Source organism: Streptomyces rhizoryzae, from assembly GCF_023155275.1.
Taxonomy (GTDB): Bacteria; Actinomycetota; Actinomycetes; order Streptomycetales; family Streptomycetaceae; genus Streptomyces; species Streptomyces rhizoryzae.
In genome coordinates, this window is sequence record NZ_JALMUV010000030.1 from 50244 (window position 1) to 69702 (window position 19459).

Below are 19459 nucleotides of genomic sequence, written 5' to 3' on the forward strand. Positions count from 1 at the left end.
CGTATCCGGCCGGTGGCCGCGCTAGAGTCCCTCACCTGGGGAAATCGACATGCCGGGGGAAGGCCGAGACCCGTGACCAGTGAGTTCAGCGCCCTGTTGAAAAGGCTGCGGCGCGAGGCGAACCTGACCCAGGAGGCGTTGGCGGAACGCGCCGGAGTGGGCGTCCGCACCATCCGCGGCCTGGAGACCGGCGAGCGCGCCGACCCGCGGATGACCACCGTGCGCTTCCTGGCCGACGCGCTCGGGCTGAGCCCCGAGGCGCGCGAGCGGCTGCTGGCGTCCGCCGTCCGCCGCAGCGCGGACGACGACCGCCCGGCGGAGCCGCCCGCCTCGCTCGCCCCCGCCCCGCCCGCGGGCGGCCCGCCGGGCTCGCCGCTGCACACCACCCTCGCCGACGTCGCCGATCAGGTCGCGCAGGCGGTGGCCGCCCGCTGGCGGCGCGAGGAGGAGCAGCGGCAGGTCCACGACCCCTACCCGCTGCCGGTGCGCTGGCGGCCGGTCGCCGAGGAGCTGACCGACCACTGGGCCAACATCCGCCGCCTGCCCCCGGGCAGCCCGCACGCCCCGCTGGACCTGAGCGGGCAACTGGACGCCGTCGTCGAGGTGTACCGGCGGATACCGTCGGGGCGGCTGGTGGTGCTGGGCCGCTCGGGCTCCGGCAAGACGATCCTCGCCGTGCGGTTCGTCCTGGAACTCCTGACGGCCCGGGGCCGGGCCGACGCGGTGCCGGTGATCTTCAGCATCGGCTCCTGGGACCCCACCGCCATCACCCTCCGGGACTGGCTCGCCGCCCAGTTGACCCGGGACCACCCCGGCCTGGCCGCTCCCGGGCCCGGCGGTACGCCGCTGGCCGGCGCGCTCGTCGAGACCGGCCGGATCCTCCCCGTCCTGGACGGCTTCGACGAGATCGCCGACGGGCTGCGCCGCCCCGCGCTGGAGGCCCTCAACGCCACCACGCTGCCGCTGCTCCTGACCAGCCGTCCGGCCGAGTACGCCGCCGCGGTGGCCGAGACCGACGTGCTCACCTCCGCCGCCGCGGTCGAACTGACCGACCTCACCCTGGACGACCTGGCCGACTACCTGCCGCGCACCACCCGCAAGGCCCGCGGCGGCCCCGGCCGCTCGGCGACCGCCTGGGAGCCCGTGCTGACCGCCCTGCGCGAACGCCCGCTGCGCCGGGCCGGCGCCACCCTCGCCGCGGTGCTCACCACACCGCTGATGGTCACCCTCGCCCGCGCCGTCTACAGCGACACCCCCGGCAGTGACCCGGCCGCCCTGCTCGACACCCGCCGCTTCGGCACCCCCGGGGAACTGGAGGACCACCTTCTCGACAACTTCACCACCACCGCCTACCGCCCCCGCCCCGAACACCGCCCCGGCGGCGGGCCGCTCCGCACCTGGGACCCCGAACGCGCCCGGTACTGGCTCGGCTACCTGGCCCACCACCTGGACCGGCTCGACACCCCCGACCTGGAATGGTGGCGCCTGGGCCACGGCATGGGCCGCCTCACCCGCACCCTGGTCACCGCGCTGGTGGTCGCCGTGGCCATCGCCCTCGCCGACGGCGTCGTCGGCATCCCCTTCGACGCCTTCGCGTACCAACTGGTGGACGGACTGGTGGCGGGGCTCCTGGCGGGGCTCCTGTTCGGGCTCGCGTACTGGTTCATGGTCGCGGCCAAGGACACGGCCGTGGAGCCGTCCGCGGTCCGCATGCGGCTGCGCGGCAGGGAGCGGAGAACGGGGCGGCGCCCGCTGCGCCGCCTGGCGGTCGGCGTGCTCTGCGGCCTGGTGTTCGGCGCCGGCTACGGCATCGTCCACGGGGCGATCAACGGTGCCGTGCACCACGCCGGCCTCCCGGTCATCCTGGCCGGCAGCCTCGGCGACGGCCTCATCTTCGGCCTGATGTTCGCGCTGGCCGCCGGCCCCACCCTCGGCCTGCTGACCCTCTTCGAAACCCCCCTCGACATCCGCTCCGCGGTCAACCCGGTCAGCCTGCTGCGGACCAACGGACGCACCGTCGCCGCCCAACTCCTGGTCTGGGCACCGGTCTTCGGCCTGTTCGTCGGCCTCGCCTCGATGGCGGTGATCCGCCCGGTCTCGATGCTCCTGGGGCCGGTCGTCTGGAACCTCACCGCCGCCCTCAAACTCGGCCTCATCAGCGGCCTCGGCGGCGCCCTCGGCTACACCTTCAGCCTGACCTCCTGGGGCCAGTGGGCGGTCTTCTCCCGCATCTGGCTGCCGCTGACCGGCCGGCTGCCCTGGTCCGTCGTCGCCTTCCTCGAAGACGCCTACCAGCGGGGCGTGCTCCGCCAGGCCGGCGCGGTCTACCAGTTCCGTCACGCCCGCCTCCAGCACCACCTCGCCCGCGCCTACCGCTCCCCACGCCCCAGCACCGCGGAACGGCCCCCGGGGAGCCCTGACCGCCCCGGCAGCCCCGACAGTCCGGGAAGCCCGCACAGCCCCGGAACCCCCGAGTCCACCGCTCCCGGCGCCCCGTAACGCGCCCGGCGGGCGGCCCGGAGGCCCGCGCCGGAGCCCCACGGAGCGCGTGACGCCCCGGCCCGTCACGCGCCCGCCGCGGCGCTCCGTACGGCGCGGTGGACGGCCCGGGCCAAGCGGGCGCCCCACAGCGAGCGGGGGCCCGCGAAGGCGTGCGGCTCCTCGCCCGCACCCGGCGTCCGCGCGGCCACGCACACCGCGTCGGTCGGCGTACCGGAACAGTCGTGGCCGGTCTCCAGCAGCGCCTGGACCTTGGCCTCGGTCGCCGTGGCCACGGCGTTGACCAGTGCGGCGTCGGTCAGCGCCACGGGAAGCGCGGCGATGATGTTGACCGTGCCCGGGCGGGCGGCCGTGAGCGTGCCCCGGGCCGGGGAGGCGGCCCACCCCCGCACCCCCAGCCCCGCGGTGGCGGCGGCCTCGGCGCCGCCGTCCGCCCCGTGGCCGTACGCCCGCACGTCCGCGGCCGTCATGAGCCCGACCCCCGGCCCCCGCGCCCCCGCGGCGGCGGCCAGTCCGGCGAGGTGCCGGTCCGGGTCGGTGCGCCGGTAGCCGTGCGACACCTGGGCGTTGAGCACCCAGGAGCGCTCGCCCAGCCCGCCGCCGAGTACGGCGCTGCTGATCATCCGCCAGCCCGGCCCGGCCCGCCACAGCAGCGCGTGCAGCTGCTCCCCGTCCTCCTCGCGCGTGAGCTGACCCGGCGGCAGCAGACCGGTGACGGCGCGGGGCGGCGGAACGACGGCGCTCACCGGGACAACGACTCCTCGACCGACCGGAGGGGCCGCGACCGGCCCCGGGGACCGGCTGATCGTACGCGCGCCCCGCCCGCACCGGCCGCACGGGGCCCGGCCGCCTCCCCCGGGGCGGGCGGCGGCCGGGGACGCGGGCGGCGTCCGCCCGGGTGACCCGCGTCTCACCCGCCCTGCACCGCTTGTCTATGCAACGAGTTGCATAGCAGGATCGAGGCATGGCGCTCGAACACGCGATCCTCGTCTCGCTGCTGGAGAAGCCGGGCTCCGGGTATGAGCTGTCCCGGCGCTTCGAGCGGTCCATCGGCTACTTCTGGACCGCCACCCACCAGCAGATCTACCGCGTGCTCAAGCGGATGGAGCAGGACGGCTGGATCGACGTCCGCGACGTGCCGCAGCAGGGCCGCCCGGACAAGAAGGAGTACTCCGTCGCCGCCCCCGGCCGCGCCGCCCTCTCCCGGTGGCTGCACGAACCGGTCGAGCCCGAGAGCGTCCGGCACGACCTCGCCGTCAAGATCCGCGGCGCGGTCTTCGACGACCCGGCCGCCCTCATCCAGGAGGTCGAACGGCACCGCCGGGAGCACGCCGACCGGCTCGCCCACTACCTCGCGGGGGAGCGGCGCGACTTCACCGGCCCCGCGGCCGGCGCCCCGCTGGACGCCGGCCGGGAGCTCCAGCACGTCGTCCTGCGCGGCGGCATCGCCTACGAGCGGATGACGATCGCCTGGCTCGACGACGTCCTCGCCACCCTGCACCGGCTCCGTCCCGCGCCCTGACCCGCGGGCGCACCGGCCCGCCCCTTCGCCGCAACCCCCCACCCGATACCACCGAGCCACGAAAGGCGCCCCTCATGGCGGATGCCCTGCTGTTCAACCCCCGCACCTACGACCCGGCGCACTTCGACGCCGAGACCCGCCGCCTGCTGCGCGCCACCGTCGACTGGTTCGAGGCGCGCGGCAAGCGCAGGCTCATCGAGGACTACCGCTCCCGTGCCTGGCTGTCCGACTTCCTCGCCTTCGCCGCGGAGGAACGGCTGTTCGCGACCTTCCTCACCCCGGCCGCCGCCGCGGACGGGCAGCCGGACAAGCGCTGGGACACCGCCCGGATCGCCGCCCTGAACGAGATCTTCGGCTTCTACGGTCTCGACTACTGGTACGCCTGGCAGGTCACCATCCTCGGCCTCGGCCCGGTCTGGCAGAGCGACAACGCCACCGCCCGCGCCCGCGCCGCCGAACTCCTCGACCAGGGCGAGGTGTTCGCCTTCGGCCTCTCCGAGAAGGCCCACGGCGCGGACATCTACTCCACCGACATGCTGCTGGAGCCCGACGGCGACGGCGGTTTCCGCGCCACCGGGTCCAAGTACTACATCGGCAACGGCAACGCCGCCGGCCTGGTCTCCGTCTTCGGCCGCCGCACCGACGTTGAGGGCCCCGACGGCTACGTCTTCTTCGCCGCCGACAGCCGCCACCCGGCCTACCACCTGGTGAAGAACGTCGTCGACTCCTCCAAGTACGTCAGCGAGTTCCGCCTCGACGGCTACCCGGTCGGCCCCGACGACGTCCTGCACACCGGCCGGGCCGCCTTCGACGCCGCCCTCAACACCGTCAACGTCGGCAAGTTCAACCTGTGCACCGCTTCCATAGGCATCTGCGAGCACGCGATGTACGAGGCCGTCACCCACGCGCAGCACCGGATCCTCTACGGCCGCCCGGTCACCGCCTTCCCGCACGTGCGCCGCGAACTGACCGACGCCTACGTCCGCCTGGTCGGCATGAAGCTGTTCAGCGACCGCGCCGTCGACTACTTCCGCACCGCCGGCCCCGACGACCGCCGCTACCTGCTCTTCAACCCCATGACGAAGATGAAGGTGACCACCGAGGGCGAGAAGGTCATCGACCTGATGTGGGACGTGATCGCCGCCAAGGGGTTCGAGAAGGACACCTACTTCGCCCAGGCGGCCACCGAGATCCGGGGCCTGCCGAAGCTGGAGGGCACGGTCCACGTCAACCTCGCCCTGATCCTGAAGTTCATGGGCAACCACCTGCTGAACCCCGCCGCGTACGCGCCGGTGCCCACCCGCCTGGACGCGGCCGACGACGCCTTCCTCTTCCGCCAGGGCCCCGCCCGCGGCCTGGGCGCCATCCGCTTCCACGACTGGCGCACCGCCTACGACCGCTTCGCCGAGCTGCCCAACGTCGCCCGCTTCCGCGAACAGGCCGACGCGCTCTGCGCGTTCGTGACCACCGCCGCCCCCGACGAGGCGCAGAGCCGCGACCTCGATCTGCTGCTCGCCGTCGGCCAGCTCTTCGCCCTGGTCGTGCACGGCCAGCTGATCCTGGAGCAGGCGCATCTGACCGGCCTGGCGGCCGACGTCCTGGACGAGCTGTTCGCCGTCCTCGTCCGCGACTTCTCCGCGCACGCCGTCGAACTCCACGGCAAGGACTCCGCCACCGAGGCCCAGCAGAGCTGGGCGCTGGGCGCGGTCCGCCGCCCGGTCACCGACGAGGCCCGCTCCGCCCGCGTCTGGCAGCGCGTCGAAGCCCTGGCCGGCGCCTACGAGATGGCCCCGTAGCGCCCCGGGCCCTCGTAACGCCCCATGACCCCCCACGGGAGCCGTGCCGCCCGGGACCGCACCGCGGCCCCGGGCGGCCACGCCGGCGGAGCGGTGGACCACCGCCCCCGGGCTTCCGGTATGATCATGATGCAGCTTCGGCCCGCGGACAGCGGGCGGAAGGCGTGCGTCGCGTCCGTGGTCCAAGGAAAGACGTCCACCAACCGGTGGGAGATGCAGGTGCAAGGCCGGCCGGGCGCTCCGTCAGAAGGTCCCCTCCTCAGCAGAGAAGGGGACCTTCGCCGTTGACCGCCGGGAGACGCGCCCGCTCCTCCCACCAGGCCGGCGCGGTGCGCACACGGCTTCCCCCGGCTCGGGGCGGTGGGTGGCTGCCAGGCCGAAGCCGAGGGCGCCGAGCAGCAGCAGGGGGAAGCAGGTGCCGGGCTGGGCGGCGCGGACCTTGCGGGTCAACTCGCCGAGCCCGGCGAGGACTTCACGGTGGGTGCCGTTCAAGGGCACCGACGCGTCTGCCATGCAGTCAGCTCTGCATCGCCATCAGTTATGGCAAGAGACTCTGGTTGAGCCGCGCCAGCTCCGCCTCGCTCAGGACGAGGTCGGCGGCCCGGGCCGAATCCGTGATGGAGGCGGGGCGGCTGGCCCCCGGCACCGGGATCACGGCGGGGGAGCGGGCCAGCAGCCAGGCCAGCGCGATCCGCTGCGGGCTGACACCCCGTTCGGCCGCCACGTGGTGGAAGGCGGTGCGCGGGGCGACCGGGCCGGAGGGGCCGTCCAGGGAGCTGCGGGAAATGCCGCCGAGGGGGCTCCAGGGCAGGAACGCCAGGCCCAGTTCGGTGCTCAGCCGCAGCTGGGGCTCGCTGTCGCGGACGGCGGGCGAGTACCGGTTCTGCACGGAGACCAGTCCGTCGCCGAGGATCGCGTGCGCCTGACGGATCTGGTCGGTGCTGACGTTGGAGAGGCCGGCGGCGCGGATCGTCCCGGCGTCGAGGAGCTCCCGCAGGGCGCCGACGGACTCCGCCCAGGGTACGGCCGGGTCCGGTTTGTGCAGCTGGTACAGGCCGATCGCCGCGACCCCCAGCCGCTTGGCGGAGGCTTCGGCGGCGCGCTTGAGGTGCTCCGGGGTGCCGGTGACGGTCCAGCTGCCGTCGCCGGGCCGGCCGCGCCCGCCCTTGGTGGCGATCAGCACGCCGGAGGTGTCGCCGCCGTAGCGGGCCAGCGCGCGGGCGATCAGCAGCTCGTTGTGGCCCACCTCGCCGGCGTGCCAGTGGTAGCTGTCGGCGGTGTCGATGAGCGTGACGCCGGCGTCGAGGGCGGCGTGGAGCGTGGCGAGCGCCCGCCGCTCGTCCGGGCGGTGCTCGATGGACAGCGGCATGGCGCCCAGGCCGATGGCGCTGACGCGGAGGTCTCCGAGGGTGCGGTCCTGCATGGCGGTCACGTTCCTCACGGGGTGGGGGCGGCGGATGCGGTGAGGGCTTCGGCGATGGCGCCGGGCAGCCAGTCGGTGGTGCGCGAGAAGGCGAAACCCAGGGCTTTGGCACGGGCGTTGCTCATGGCGTAGTGGCGGTCGCAGGAGAACGGCGACGCCGCCTCGCCGGCGGCGACCACCCGGTGGACGGGCTCCCGGCCGGCCTGCGCGGCGACCAGCGCGGTGAGCTGGCGCGCGTCCAGGGGGCCGTCGGAGCAGGCGTTGACCGGTCCGGTGAAGCCGGTGGCGGTGGCCGCCCACCCCAGCAGGTCCGCCAGCTCCCGGTAGTGGAGGAACACCGTCGGCAGCAGCGGTGCGTGCACGGTGATCTCCTCGCCCCGGCGGACGCGCTCGGTGTAGTGCGCCAGCCGTCCGGTGAACTCCCGTGCGCCGCCGCCGAGGACGTGCGCACCGCGCACCGCGGCGAACGCGAAGCCGCCCGCCCGGGTGAGGACGGCCTCCGCCTGGCGCTTCCCCTCGGCGTAGTGGGCCGCCAGGTACGCCGGGTCGTGCCAGGGCAGGTCCGGGGCCACCCGCCAGGCGGCCGGGTCCACGTGCTCCTCCGGCACCGGGGTGCCCTCGGGAACGGCCGGCAGCGCGGCGGTCGCCGGGTCGTAGACCTCGATCGTGGACGTCATGACGTAGCGCCGGGTGCGGCCGGCGAAGACGCGGGCGGCGAGCGCGGCCTGTACGGGGGTGTAACAGACCTGGTCGACGACCGCGTCGAAGGTGCGGGAGCCGAGCGCGGCCCGGAGCGACGCCTCGTCGTCGCGGTCGGCGACCAGGTGCGCCACCCCGGCGGGCGGCCCGGCGGAGCCGCGGTTGACCACACTGACCTGGTGACCGGCGTCCCGCAACCGTTCGACCAGGAGCTTTCCGAAGTACCGGCTTCCGCCGATGACGCATACCCGTTGCATGCCCCCCACCCTGGCCGCCTATCGTCATCAGCAGAAGTGGCGGCTTACTGGAAACGCGTTAAGGAAAACTGTTGATCGATGTGCAGCGGCTCCGCGTCCTGCGGGCGGTGGCGGACCACGGCAGCTTCAGCAAGGCGGCCGGCGCCCTCCGCCTCACCCCCTCCGCCGTTTCCCAGCACATCGCGGTGCTGGAACGCGGCCTCGGCACCCGGGTGGTGGCGCGCAGCACGCGCGGAGTCACCCTCACGCCGGCCGGCCAGATCATGGTCGGGGCCGCCGAGTCCGTCGCCGCCGAACTCGCCCGGGCCCAGCAGCAGGTCGCACGGCTCGGTACCGGCCGGGTCCAGCTCACCGTCGCCACCTTCACCAGCGGCGGCCGGCACCTCCTGCCCGGCGCCCTGCCCCGCTTCATGGCCGCCCACCCCGACACCGTGCTGCACGTCAGGGAGGGCGAACCGGAGGACACCGTGCCGCTGGTCCGCCAGGGCGCGGTCGACCTCGCCCTCGCCTACCACTTCGACGGGCCGCTGCCCGTCGGCCCGGGCCCGAGCGCCGCCCTGCGGTGGACCGCGCTCCTGGAGGACCCGTTGCACGTCGTCCTGCCGGAGGACCATCGGCTCGCCGGCCGCGCGGCGCTCGACCTCGCCGAGCTGGCAGCCGAACCCTGGGTACTCGGCTGCCACAAGACCGAGGCGTACCTGCGCCGCTACGCCGAGCGCGCGGGCTTCGCACCGGAGGTGCGCGGCTCCACCACCGACTACTTCTTCGCCCGCTCGCTGGTCGCCGCGGGCATGGGGATCACCCTGGCCCCCGCCATCGCGCTCACCCCGGCGGTGCCGGGCCTGTGCACCGTCCCGCTCGCCCCGCCGGCCCCGACCCGGCACCTCGGCGTCGCCACGCTCGGCCACCGCCGCGACCACCCCCACGTCACGGTCTTCATCGAGTCCCTCCGCGAACAGGCGTCTCGCGGGCCGGAGTTGACCGGCCGCGACGTGCCCGGCTAGGGCTGTCGCGGACGTGGAGTCATCGGGCTGGATGTGCGCTGGGCACGTACCGTTTCTTGTCAGGCTCGGGAGGGTCGTTGCCCCTGGGGACTGGCTGTCGCGATCGGGAGGCTGCGCAGTGTCAGGGCAGCCGGTGGGGGCAGCGGTTTGTTGGCCGGGTCGGTGCGGAACGACTGGAGCAGATAGGCCACCAGGCGCCGGGACGCTGCACCGTCATCCGGTAGGGCGGTCGCCAGACCGCAGTGTGCCAAGAGGACCACGGCGAGGTCGGAAGGGTGAAAGTCGGCCCGTAGCGCGCCCGACGCCTGGGCCCTGCGTACCAGAGTCGTGAAGTCCCGCTCGGCTCGTTGCCGGGACCGCGCGTGCTCCGACGCGGTTTCCGGGAAGGCCGCGACGAACGCGGCCGGGAACCCGCGTTCCTCCCGTTGCAGAGCGCAGACCGTCTCGACCAGCTGCTGGAAGCCCTGCCACGGGTCAACAGCGGCCAGAGCCTCGGTGAGCGCCCGCGCGCAGGTCTCCATCTGCTGCGCGAACGCGCCTCGCACCAGGGCGTCCCGGGTCGGGAAATGCCGGTACAGCGTCGCCACGCCGACCCCGGCCCGTCGGGCCACGGTCGCCATCGGGGCGTCGATCCCGTGCTCCGCGAAGACCGCACGGGCGGCGACGAGGACGCGCTCCCGGTTGCGCCGGGCGTCCGCCCGCACCCCGTCCCGGGCTGTGATCCGAGAGGATTCCGCCATCACTGTCTCTCGCTTCCGGTCCAAGCGGACGATTGCGTCCACTTAAGAGCTTACGGTCGATGCCGGATCCCTGTACGGCCCCCCGGCGGCAAAGGCGGAACGATGAATGACCGCATGATGAAGGCAGTGCTCTACGACCGCTATGGCGGCCCCGATGTGCTCTACACGGGCCACGTGCCACGCCCCGAGCCGGCCCCCGGCGAGGTCCTTGTGAAGGTGCGCGCGTTCAGCGTCAACGGCGGCGAACTGGCAGTACGTGCCGGCCGTCTCCGCCTCCTGAGCGGCCGGAAATTCCCCAAGCGCGTCGGCTTGGACTTCACCGGCGAGGTCGCCGCACGGGGGGCCGGAGTCACCCGGTTCGCGGCCGGCGACCGCGTATGGGGGGTCTTGGGCCGCACCGCCGGGTTCGGCAGCGCCGCCGAGTACGTGACCGTACCCGCCGAGCGGGTCGGCCGGCTCCCCGACGGCCTTGACCCGGTGGACGCCGCCGCGCTGCCGGTAGCCACCACGGCCATCACCGCACTGCGGGACAAAGCCGGGCTGCGCCCCGGCGAACGGCTCCTCGTCCGGGGCGCTTCGGGCGGTGTCGGCAACGCCGCCGTCCAGCTCGGACGGGCGTACGGCGCCGAGGTCACGGCCCTGGCCCGGGCAGCCAACCTCGACTTCGTCCGCGGGCTCGGCGCGCACAAGGCCGTCGACCACCGGACCGTGCGACCGGCGGAGCTGGGCCGCTTCGACGTCGTCCTGGACACCGCGGGGACCGGCCTGCGGGCCTTCCGGCACCTCCTGAATCCGGGCGGGCGTATGGTCACCATCGCCTTCGACCCGAAACGGCCTGCGGCGTGGCTCGGCTACCTCGCGGCCAGCACGGTCCACGGACACGGCCGGGTGCGTTTCTTCAGCGGCAACCCCACGCGGGCGGACTTCGACGACCTCGCCCGCCATGTGGTCGAGGGCAAGCTGAGCCCTGCGGTGGACACGGTCTTCCGCCTGGAGGAGACAGCAGCGGCACACCAGGCGCTGGAAGCGGGCGGCGTCCAGGGCAAGTACGTGGTCAGGGTCGCGTAGGACGGCCGTGGAGGTGCTGATCACGGCCACTCGTTGATCCCAGGACCTCCTTCGACCTCCTTCCGCTACACGGCCTGGCCCGACACCACCGCCCGCCGCCCCGACGCGTTCGCCGCCCAACGCAACGAACGTGCCCGCGCCCGTTGCGAGAAGGGCATCCGCGGGGGCGGGCGCCCCCGCAGCACCGCAGTCCGACCGACTGCGCATCGCAGCCCCGGGCGCCGAAGGGGGCGAGTTCCGGAGGAGGCGGGCGACAGAGGGTTCAGGGGGCGGACGGCTCGATCTCCCCGGCGAAGACGATGACCTGGTCGATGAGGCTCCGCCGCAGATGGACGACGTCCGTTCCCGCCAGCCGCGGGCCCCCGTCCGGCGTGGTGAAGACCCACCGGTACCGGGCCCACTCGCCAGGCATGTCCACCGCTGAGCAGCGCACCATCGTACCGGTCCCCGCCGGGTGGCGCCGGATGTCCAGCACGAACCGCTCGACCGCCTCGATCCCTTCGCTGCGGCCCAATGGCCCCCAGAAGACCACGTCCGAGGTCAGGGCCTGGGAGAGCAGGGCAGTCACACAGCTGTCGTCCGAGGTGTTGAACGCGGAGATGAACGTGTCGATTGCGGAGCGCGCGGTCTCTTCCTGCATGCCCCCAGTAATACCAGCCGTGCGCGGGCGCTCGCCCCGCGAGCCGCCCTCCGATCACGGGGACCCCCCCGGGTCACAGCACTGGACGGAACCGGCGGGCCGGTCGTGCCGGCGCTTCCGCTCCCGCTTCCGCTTTCACCCTCCCACGAAGCGCACCCTTTCCGTCATCTCCGCCCGTCCGGTACGCAGCCGTGGCACGCCTTCCCGCTCGAAGCCCACCGCGATGCCGCAGACCAACACGAGCCCGTCCTCGGCCCCGACGGTCCGGCTGACGGTCCTGCGGTACGTGGTCCACATGACCTGGGGGCAGCTGTGCAGCCCTTCCGCCCGCAGCAGCAGGACCGTCTGGACGTACATCCGATGCCCAGGGCCCGGTACCGCTGACCGGCCGCGGCGGAAAATCGGTCCAGGTACGGCGACGCCAGGCCGGCCGGGTACATCGGATACTCCCGTTCGTCACCCGGGTCGCCCGCCAGGGCCCTGGCCACCGCGCGTCGCTTGAGCTCGGCCAGGGGCTCGCCGGTCACCACATACCCCCGCCACGGCTGGAGGCTCCCGCTCGACGGGGCCCGCGTCGCCGCGGTCAGCACGCGTTCGAGCAGCTCTGTGGGGACCGGCTCGGCGCTGAACGCCCGCACGGCCCTGCGGCTGTCCACGGCCTCGTACACCTCCACGTCTGCGCGTCCTCTCGCTCGACCGGGTCCGTCCACCGTAGGGCGGGGGCGCTTCGGCGCTTCCGCCGGTCCGCGAACGCGAGCCCAGCCGTCGGCCGTCACCGCGCGCCCGGCCGGTCCCGGCCCCCAGCCCCCCGGGATCCGAACCCCCGGGGGCGACAACCGGCCGTCACCCGACCCGTGTTGGCACCCGGACTGACCGCGCCCCGGGCTCCGGCTCACTCCGTCACAGGCACGCACTCGGCGAGCAGATCGAGGATGTCGCGCCAGGCCCGCTGCGCGTGCAGCGGGTGGTGGCCGACGCCGGGGCGAACGGCCTGGTCGACCGGCGGGTGGTGGAAGGCGTGCAGGGCTCCGCCGTAGACCACCAGGCGCCAGTCGACGCCCGCGGCCTGCATCTCGGCGGCGAACGCCTCCCGGTGCTCGGGCGACATGATCGGGTCTTCCGAACCGACCCCGGCCCACACCGGGCAGCGGATGTGCGCCGCCTCGCCCGGCCGGCCCGTGATGAGGCCGTTGACCGTCCCGATCGCGCGCAGGTCGGCACCGGCGCGCCCGAGTTCCACCGCGATCGCGCCCCCGGTTCCGTAGCCGATGGCGGCGATCCGGTCGGGGTCGGTCCGCGGCTCGGCACGCACCACATCGAGTGCCGCGCGGCCGATGTCCCGCATCCGGTCGGGGTCGGCGAGCAGGGGGAGCGCGTACGCCAGCATCTCCTGGGGGTCGGTGAACCACCGTCCGCCGTTGAAGTCGAACGCCAGGGCCACATAGCCCAGTTCGGCCAGGGCGTCGGCCCGGCGCCGCAGGACGTCGTTCAGGCCCGTTCCCTCGGGCCCGACCAGGACCGCGGGCCGGCAGCCCTCACCGGCGGGGAGCGCGAGGTGCCCGACCATCGTGAGGCCGTCGGCCGGGTACCTGACCGTTCGGGTGGTGATCGTCGTCATGACAACGGACTGTAGTGATCACCGGGGCCGGCCGGACCGGTCTTCACCCTCAGCGGAACTGCGGTGGGGCGCGGGGGAGTTGCCCCGGCCCCGGTCCCGCCCCGGGCCGGGCCGTGCCGGCGGCGCCCGGTGGGTGGACCGGGCGCCGCCGCCGCTCACCGTCAGGCCGGTGAGGGGACCGCCCGGCCGAAATGCCGGGCGAAGAACCGGACCGCGCTGTCGGCCTCGAAGCGGGGCAGTTCCAGGTGCTTGCCCGCGTTGGCGTGCAACGTCTTCTCCTGCGAGGCGAAGGCGTCGAACAGTGCGAGACCGGCCTCGCGCGGGACGCGCTCGTCGTCCCACTGGAGGTCGTACTCGATCGGGACGGTGATCTGCCGCGCCGCTTCGATCAGGACGTCGGGCCAGGTCGCAACGAGGACCGCGGCCCTGATCCTGGGCTCGACCGCCACCAGCGGCACGCCGATCGCGGTGCCCAGACCGATGCCGACGTAGCCCACCGGCCCCTCGGCGCCGATCTCCGGACACTGCTGGAGGGCATCCAGGACCGCCCGCCACTCGGGCACGGCGAGCTCCGCCAGGCGGGCGTTGTAGCGGACGACGATCGGCCCTTCCGGCTCGCCCGCCGCCTGCGCCCGGCGCAGCTCGGCGACCTCCTGCTCGTCGTACGCGGTGCGGGGCCGGTCGCCGTGGCCGGGTGCGTCGATGACGGCGACATGGCAGCCGCAGCCGGTCACCAGGCGCTGGGCCCGGCCCGTCATCGCCGGGTGCTTCTTGTGGCCGCCGCCGCCGTGGCCCATCAGGACCAGGGGTGCGCGCTCGGCGCCGGAGACCGGCGACCAGAGGACCCCGGGGACCTCGCCCAGGGTGAAGTCGCGCTCCACGATGCCGTTCGCGGACGTCGCGGCGGTGAACTGCAGAGAATCGGAATGCATGGGTGTGGCCTTTCGGGAGTGCCTTGGTGTCGAGGCGCTCCCGGCGACACCTACGTCAATCGCCGGCCGTGACGGGAAGGGGGAGCACCCACGTCGATACAGCGTTCATGGGTCTCACCTCCTCGGGCGGTGTCACGGGCAATCAGAAGCTACAAGCCCGAGCGACACCCCGTCCAATCATTTGTTCGCCCCGCCACGCGATCACGACTCCGCACGGGGTTCGGCGGGGCGGGACCGGCCCTCGGAGTCCCCGGCGGAGAGCCGGCGGATGATGCGGGCCAGGTCCGCCGGGGCGGCCGCGAGGCGCACCGGTACCCCCGCGTCGTCGAGTTCGGCGATGTGCCAGCTGCTCGGGATCCCGTCGCCGTCGCCGCCGCGGGGCCTCCGCACGCCGGTGACGGTGAGCCGCTCCACCGGTATCCGCTTGGCGGCGAACCGGCCCGGACCGGCGTGCGGCGTCACCGCGAGCGGGCCGCCACCCAGGACGATGTGGGTGCCGAAGTGGTGCGGGTTGTAGTCGGTGTGCTCCAGGAAGCGGGCGGCCACGAACACCTCCGCATCGGCGGACGCGTCCGCAGCGACCGCCTCCCCGCCGGCCCCTTCCGGCCCCCCGGGCGGGCGCACCCCGGTGGCCCGCCAGGCCGACGCCACCATGCCCACGGTGCACAGCACGCCGACGGCCGCCCAGGCGAGCGCGACGGGGGAGTCGAGCAGATCCGTCGCGTGGACGTAGCAGAGGGGCAGCAGCCACAGCGCGGTGCCGACGAGCGCCCCCGCGAACGGGAGGGCCGACGGGAGGACCTCGTCGTCCGGCAGCCGGCGCCCGCGCAGACGCAGCAGCACCCGGGCCCCGGGGTAGCCCGCGGCGAGCACGAGCCCCACCGCGACGACCAGCACGGACCGGGCGGTGGGCACGTGTGCGCGCCACACGTGGTGCGGTCCGGCGGCCCTCATCACCTCGCCGCGCCAGACGGTCAGTTCGACGCGTTCGCCGGGCCGGAACGCCTGGGCGGCCTCGTCGGACACCGCCAGGCGCGGCACCGGCCGGCCCTCGGCGAAGTACAGCCAGCTGCGCTGCCGGGCCGGGCGGACCTCGGTGCGCGCGACCACGGCCGGCCGCGTGGTCAGGCACGCGGCCCGCTCCCCGGCGGGCGTCCCGGCGGTGCACGGCGTGGCTGCCTGCCACGCCTGCTCGTACGACGCGATGTCCGGCACGGAGTACGCGATCCCGCCGGCCGGCACGAGCAGCAGCACGCAGGCGGCCAGCGAACCGGCCCAGCCCCGTCCGGCGGTGCGGTACGACACGACGGGGAGGTGGCCCGACGCCGGGGCACCGTACCGGCGGTGCAGCGCGCGGAGGGCCGCCAGCGTCGCGTCGAAGTCCGAGGCGTGTCCGGAACCCTCCTGGGGGAGGGGGAGGAGCATGCTGCGTCCGTTCCGCAGCAGCAGACTGACGCGGCGGACCTCCGGGGCGCGGCTGCTGTTCGCGTGCAGCAGGCGCACCCGCAGGTCGGCGACGTCCTGCCACGGTACGTTCCGGCGGCGCAGCAGCTTCCGGACGCGCAGGCCGTGCGCGTCGGCGGTCACCTCGGCGGTGACCGCCAGGAGCGAGGCGATGCCCAGCCCGGCCAGCAGTACGCCGCTCCCCAGCCAGACGTCCAGGAGCCGTTGGCCGTACACCGCGCGCACCGCGGCCAGGGCCACCCCGACCGCTCCGAGTCCGACGCAGGACCACAGGACGCGCCGCCGCGAAGGCCGGCACACCACTTCCTCCGCGTTGCTCATGCCCCAACCCTGCCACCGGCGGGACCGGCCCCGCGGGTACGGAGCACGGCAACGTCCCGGTGCACCCCCTTGCCGATGTCCAGAAAACGCTGCCGGTTCCGGGAAGAGCCCGTGAACTGAGCGCCGCCCACCAGGACCCCGCGACAGCACGGCGTTCGGAGGACGCCGAGGTCGGCGGAAGCCGCGAGAGCCCCCCTCGGGGCAGCGGCCGGCAGGAGGGGGCGGTGCCGGTACGGAACCCGGACGGGACGATCGAGCCGCTGACGGTGGCCGCCCCGGTGGCCCGGGCAGGCGGCAGCACCTCACCGGGACGCTGGCTTGTCGGCCTCGGAGCGCTGTTCCTGGGCGCCGCCGTCCTCACCCCGGCGGTGGGCCGGGGACAGGTCGGCGCCGTACTCGGCGCACTGGTCACCTCAGCGATCGGCGTGACCTGCCTGGTGACCGGCCTCCGCGAACTCCGCCGGCCCGACCCGGCAACAGGCCGGCGAGCCCGCTCCCCGAGGCGATCGTCAGCCAGTCACCGGAACGCCGCGACGTTGGCCGTCGCCCACGCGGCGAAGGCGCGCGGCGGGCGGCCCAGGAGGAGTTCGACGTCCGGGCTGACGCGTCGCAAACCGGGCGACGGGGCGCTGAGCATGTCGAGGGTGCGTTCCACGATCGGTTCGGGCATGAACCGCACCATCTCCGCCTTGGCCTCGGCCCGGGACTGCTCGACGAACCGCACCGGCTCGCCCAGTGCCGCCCCGATCGCGGCGGCCTGTTCGCGGGGCGAGATCGCCACCGGCCCGGTCAACTCGTAGACGTGGCCGGTATGCGCGGCGTCCCGCAGGGTGACCGCGGCGGCCTGGGCGATGTCGTCCGGATCGATGGTGGGCAACGCGACGTCACCGAACGGGGCCGTCACCGTCCGTTGCCCGCGCACCGCATCCGCCCACTGAAGGGTGTTGGAGTGGAAGCCACCTGGCCGCAGCATGGTCCACTCCAGGCCCGACTGCCGTATCGCGTCCTCCAGTTCGGAGGGGTGCTCTCCGGTGCTGACGCCCTGCGAGGACAGCAGGACGACCCGCTGGACGCCGCCGGCGCGGACGACCTCCAGGACCTCGCCGAGGTCGCCGCCGGCTGCCACGAAGTCCCCCGAGGTCAGCAGGAACAGCGCCTCGGCTCCGTCCAGTACGGGCTTGAGCTGCTGCGGCTCGGCCAGGTCGGCCTGGTGATGCCGTACCCCGGCCGGCAGCTGCGCCGCCGCGGTCCGCCGGGAAACCGCCGTCACCTGCTCGCCCGCTGCGACGAGGGCCCGTACCAACGGCCGCCCGACATTACCCGTTGCGCCGGTCACCACGATCATGTTCGCTCCTTCCGCGTTCCTGATGCACGGCGAAGCTACTATCGCGGGACCAGTAGGTACCTAGAGGAAAGTAATGGGGAAGAGGGGTTGATGTGACCGAGAGCACAGCGCAGCGGGCCCGGGCCGAGGTCTCGCCGAACAACGCCTGCCCGATCGCTCCGGTGGTCGACATCGTCTTCAGCCGTTGGACCACACCCATCCTGTGGGCACTCAACGAGTACGGCCGGCAGCGCTTCGTGGAGTTGGAACGCCGGATCGCCACCATCACGCCCAAGGTGCTGACCCAGCGGCTGCGCCAGCTGGAGCGCGACGGTCTCGTCCTGCGCACCTACCACCCCGAGGTCCCGCCCCGGGTGGAATACGAGATCAGCGAACTCGGCCGCAGCCTGGCGCCGTTGTTCGCCGCCCTCGCCGCGTGGTCCCCCAACCTGGGCACCGTCGAAGAAGCCCGCCGCGCCTACGACGCCAGGCAGGGGGCGGGCGGGCACTCCGCATGACGGCGCGGCACCCCACCCGGTCAGCCCGGTCAAGGAATCACGTCACCTCAGGGAGGGCATCCCCGCCCCCGCGGTCACTCCGGTGTCCGGAGAGCCGGTGGGGGGAGTCGGGTGCGCTGTCGGGTAAGGGGTACGTGGCCAAGGCGGCCGTGCCGGAAGGGGATGAGTGCTCGGCCGTGGGGAGTGGAAGGCGATGTGTGGGCGCGGGGCGGGCCGGTGCGGTCGGCGGGCCGTTGCCGAGGGTGACGTGAACTGTGGATTCTGGAGGGACCTATGCCACTGCCCATGTCCGCGGCTCCGCGTCGGGGCCGGATAGCGGGCCGCGCGGCCGGCGTGCTCGCCTGGTGCGTCGCGGCGTTGCTCCTGCCGCCGGCCTCCGGGGCGCGGGCCGCCGCGGTTCCGGCCGGCTCTCCGGCCGCCGAGACCGGTGCGTCGGCCGTGTTCAGCAGTCCGGCGGCGCCGTACGGGATCAAGAACCGCCTGCTCGACCTCATCGGCCGCACCGCGCCCGGCGCCGACATCCGGGTGGCGATGTACATCTTCGACGACACCGACATCTCCGCCGCCCTGAACGCCGCCGCCGACCGCGGGGTGCACGTCAAGGTGGTCGTCGACTCGCTCTCGGGGGAGAGCCCCACGCACTACGCGGCGTTCGCCGCCCTGAAGTCCCGTCTGGGCAGCTCGACCTCGGCCGCTTCGTACGCCGTCTCCTGCCCCGCCGGGCGTGGCTGCATCGGGGACGCCGCGAAGGGCACCTCGATCAACCACAACAAGTTCTTCCTGTTCTCCCGGCTCACCGACGGCACCACCGACGTCGTCGTCCAGTCCTCGGAGAATCTTGATGCCCGGCCGTCGGTGGGCGGTTACGGCGCGTGGAACAGTGCGACGCAGATCAACGCGAACGCGCGGCTGTACGACGGCTACGCGTCATACCACGCGGACCTCGCCGCGATGAAGGTGAACAACAACTACTACCGCACGGTCCAGGCGGGGAAGGCCAAGGCGTACTTCTTCCCCGAGGCATCGCAGAATCCGGACCGGCCCTCCGAGCCGGCCACCGATGCCGTGATCAACCGCCTCAACGGCGTGGTCTGCAAGGGCAACACGCCCGGCTGGGGCACCCAGGACGGCCGGACCGTCGTACGGGTCGGCATGAACCTCCTCAGCCGGTACGCGATCGCCAAGAAGCTGCACTCCCTCGACCAGGAAGGCTGCTGGGTCGAGGTGCTCCACCAGCTCCCCGAGGGGTACGCCTCCGAAGGCCCCACCGGCTCGACCCGCAAGACCCAGGCGGCGCTCACCGCCCCGTTCACCGCGTACCACGGCCCGGTCGTCCACACCTTCCCCGGCGCGGCGAACGGCGCGACGCCCTTCCACTCGAAGTTCCTGCTGGTCAAGGGCGGTTACGACGACGGATCGGCGCAGGTGAAGGACCGCAAGATCGTGTGGACCGGCAGCCACAACTACACCTTCAACTCCCTGCGCCACAGCGACGAGGCCCTGGTCAAGGTGGAGGACAGCTCGGTCTACGACGCGTACGAGGCGTTCTTCAAGTCGGCGCTCCCGCACGCCACCTGCACCTGGGTCCAGGGCAGCTGGAGCCCGAGCAGCTGCTCCTGAGCGAGTGGCGCCGG

At 73.8% G+C, this 19459-nt stretch carries 17 protein-coding genes and 1 pseudogene; 7 read left to right on the top strand and 11 right to left on the bottom strand.

From position 1 onward, the window contains the following. Nucleotides 1-72: 72 nt before the first annotated feature. Nucleotides 73-2499, top strand: coding sequence for an NACHT domain-containing protein (locus tag MUU72_RS22680; protein ID WP_248015201.1), 2427 nt, complete (start codon nt 73-75; stop codon nt 2497-2499). A gap of 65 nt (nt 2500-2564) precedes the next feature. Here the strand turns inward: MUU72_RS22680 and MUU72_RS22685 are convergent, their stop codons facing one another. Continuing rightward, nucleotides 2565-3245, bottom strand: coding sequence for an adenosylcobinamide amidohydrolase (locus tag MUU72_RS22685; protein WP_248015202.1), 681 nt, complete (start codon nt 3243-3245; stop codon nt 2565-2567). 218 nt (nt 3246-3463) lie between these two features. On the opposite strand from MUU72_RS22685, the gene MUU72_RS22690 reads away from it, so the two are divergent. Together MUU72_RS22690 and MUU72_RS22695 are read left to right on the top strand one after the other, a co-directional pair. Next, complete coding sequence (locus tag MUU72_RS22690) at nt 3464-4021, top strand: PadR family transcriptional regulator (protein WP_248015203.1); 558 nt, start codon at nt 3464-3466, stop codon at nt 4019-4021. Nucleotides 4022-4095: 74 nt separating this feature from the next. Beyond that, nucleotides 4096-5817 (top strand): acyl-CoA dehydrogenase family protein, encoded by a 1722-nt coding sequence (locus MUU72_RS22695; protein ID WP_248015204.1) that lies wholly within the window; start codon nt 4096-4098, stop codon nt 5815-5817. 243 nt (nt 5818-6060) lie between these two features. On the opposite strand, the gene MUU72_RS22700 is transcribed toward MUU72_RS22695, so the two are convergent. Genes MUU72_RS22700 through MUU72_RS22710 form a run of 3 tightly spaced genes read right to left on the bottom strand, consistent with a single transcriptional unit; the run spans nt 6061 to nt 8196 of the window. After that, nucleotides 6061-6330, bottom strand: a complete 270-nt coding sequence (locus MUU72_RS22700; protein ID WP_248015205.1) for a hypothetical protein — start codon at nt 6328-6330, stop codon at nt 6061-6063. Between the two features lie 25 nt (nt 6331-6355). Then, on the bottom strand, nt 6356-7240 hold the full coding sequence (locus MUU72_RS22705) for an aldo/keto reductase (RefSeq protein WP_248015206.1): 885 nt from the start codon (nt 7238-7240) through the stop codon (nt 6356-6358). Nucleotides 7241-7254: 14 nt separating this feature from the next. Further along, complete coding sequence (locus tag MUU72_RS22710) at nt 7255-8196, bottom strand: NAD-dependent epimerase/dehydratase family protein (protein WP_248015207.1); 942 nt, start codon at nt 8194-8196, stop codon at nt 7255-7257. 71 nt (nt 8197-8267) lie between these two features. Between MUU72_RS22710 and MUU72_RS22715 the strand changes: the two genes are divergently transcribed. Continuing rightward, nucleotides 8268-9200: a LysR family transcriptional regulator gene (locus MUU72_RS22715; protein WP_248015208.1), complete on the top strand. Its 933-nt coding sequence runs from the start codon at nt 8268-8270 to the stop codon at nt 9198-9200. A gap of 59 nt (nt 9201-9259) precedes the next feature. Here the strand turns inward: MUU72_RS22715 and MUU72_RS22720 are convergent, their stop codons facing one another. Beyond that, on the bottom strand, nt 9260-9940 hold the full coding sequence (locus MUU72_RS22720) for a TetR/AcrR family transcriptional regulator (protein ID WP_248015209.1): 681 nt from the start codon (nt 9938-9940) through the stop codon (nt 9260-9262). A gap of 102 nt (nt 9941-10042) precedes the next feature. Here MUU72_RS22720 and MUU72_RS22725 point away from each other — a divergent pair, with 102 nt between their 5' ends. After that, nucleotides 10043-11008, top strand: coding sequence for an NAD(P)-dependent alcohol dehydrogenase (locus MUU72_RS22725; protein ID WP_248015210.1), 966 nt, complete (start codon nt 10043-10045; stop codon nt 11006-11008). Nucleotides 11009-11270: 262 nt separating this feature from the next. On the opposite strand, the gene MUU72_RS22730 is transcribed toward MUU72_RS22725, so the two are convergent. From MUU72_RS22730 to MUU72_RS22755, 6 genes and pseudogenes are all read right to left on the bottom strand, one after another. Next, complete coding sequence (locus tag MUU72_RS22730) at nt 11271-11648, bottom strand: nuclear transport factor 2 family protein (RefSeq protein ID WP_248015211.1); 378 nt, start codon at nt 11646-11648, stop codon at nt 11271-11273. A gap of 135 nt (nt 11649-11783) precedes the next feature. Next, nucleotides 11784-12322 (bottom strand): annotated as a pseudogene (locus MUU72_RS22735) (nitroreductase). Between the two features lie 218 nt (nt 12323-12540). Next, on the bottom strand, nt 12541-13266 hold the full coding sequence (locus tag MUU72_RS22740; protein ID WP_248015212.1) for a dienelactone hydrolase family protein: 726 nt from the start codon (nt 13264-13266) through the stop codon (nt 12541-12543). 161 nt (nt 13267-13427) lie between these two features. Then, a complete protein-coding gene (locus tag MUU72_RS22745; RefSeq protein ID WP_248015213.1) occupies nt 13428-14198 on the bottom strand; it encodes an alpha/beta hydrolase in 771 nt (256 codons plus the stop codon). Nucleotides 14199-14399: 201 nt separating this feature from the next. Further along, a complete protein-coding gene (locus MUU72_RS22750) occupies nt 14400-15983 on the bottom strand; it encodes a PH domain-containing protein (protein ID WP_248015214.1) in 1584 nt (527 codons plus the stop codon). A 517-nt stretch (nt 15984-16500) separates the two neighbouring features. Then, nucleotides 16501-17328 carry an NAD(P)H-binding protein gene (locus MUU72_RS22755; protein ID WP_248015215.1) on the bottom strand — a complete coding sequence of 276 codons (828 nt, stop codon included), beginning with the start codon at nt 17326-17328 and terminating at the stop codon, nt 16501-16503. A 92-nt stretch (nt 17329-17420) separates the two neighbouring features. Between MUU72_RS22755 and MUU72_RS22760 the strand changes: the two genes are divergently transcribed. Then, nucleotides 17421-17825 (top strand): winged helix-turn-helix transcriptional regulator, encoded by a 405-nt coding sequence (locus MUU72_RS22760; protein WP_248015216.1) that lies wholly within the window; start codon nt 17421-17423, stop codon nt 17823-17825. Between the two features lie 285 nt (nt 17826-18110). Next, a complete protein-coding gene (locus MUU72_RS22765) occupies nt 18111-19445 on the top strand; it encodes a phospholipase D-like domain-containing protein (RefSeq protein ID WP_248015217.1) in 1335 nt (444 codons plus the stop codon). Nucleotides 19446-19459: the final 14 nt, after the last annotated feature.

Coding starts and splice junctions, on each gene's coding strand:
- MUU72_RS22690 (WP_248015203.1), top strand. CDS start 3,464: ATGGCGCTCGAACACGCGATCCTCGTCTCGCTGCTGGAGAAGCCGGGC.
- MUU72_RS22695 (WP_248015204.1), top strand. CDS start 4,096: ATGGCGGATGCCCTGCTGTTCAACCCCCGCACCTACGACCCGGCGCAC.
- MUU72_RS22700 (WP_248015205.1), bottom strand. CDS start 6,330: ATGGCAGACGCGTCGGTGCCCTTGAACGGCACCCACCGTGAAGTCCTC.
- MUU72_RS22705 (WP_248015206.1), bottom strand. CDS start 7,240: ATGCAGGACCGCACCCTCGGAGACCTCCGCGTCAGCGCCATCGGCCTG.
- MUU72_RS22710 (WP_248015207.1), bottom strand. CDS start 8,196: ATGCAACGGGTATGCGTCATCGGCGGAAGCCGGTACTTCGGAAAGCTC.
- MUU72_RS22720 (WP_248015209.1), bottom strand. CDS start 9,940: ATGGCGGAATCCTCTCGGATCACAGCCCGGGACGGGGTGCGGGCGGAC.
- MUU72_RS22725 (WP_248015210.1), top strand. CDS start 10,043: ATGAATGACCGCATGATGAAGGCAGTGCTCTACGACCGCTATGGCGGC.
- MUU72_RS22730 (WP_248015211.1), bottom strand. CDS start 11,648: ATGCAGGAAGAGACCGCGCGCTCCGCAATCGACACGTTCATCTCCGCG.
- MUU72_RS22740 (WP_248015212.1), bottom strand. CDS start 13,266: ATGACGACGATCACCACCCGAACGGTCAGGTACCCGGCCGACGGCCTC.
- MUU72_RS22745 (WP_248015213.1), bottom strand. CDS start 14,198: ATGCATTCCGATTCTCTGCAGTTCACCGCCGCGACGTCCGCGAACGGC.
- MUU72_RS22750 (WP_248015214.1), bottom strand. CDS start 15,983: ATGAGCAACGCGGAGGAAGTGGTGTGCCGGCCTTCGCGGCGGCGCGTC.
- MUU72_RS22755 (WP_248015215.1), bottom strand. CDS start 17,328: ATGATCGTGGTGACCGGCGCAACGGGTAATGTCGGGCGGCCGTTGGTA.
- MUU72_RS22765 (WP_248015217.1), top strand. CDS start 18,111: ATGTCCGCGGCTCCGCGTCGGGGCCGGATAGCGGGCCGCGCGGCCGGC.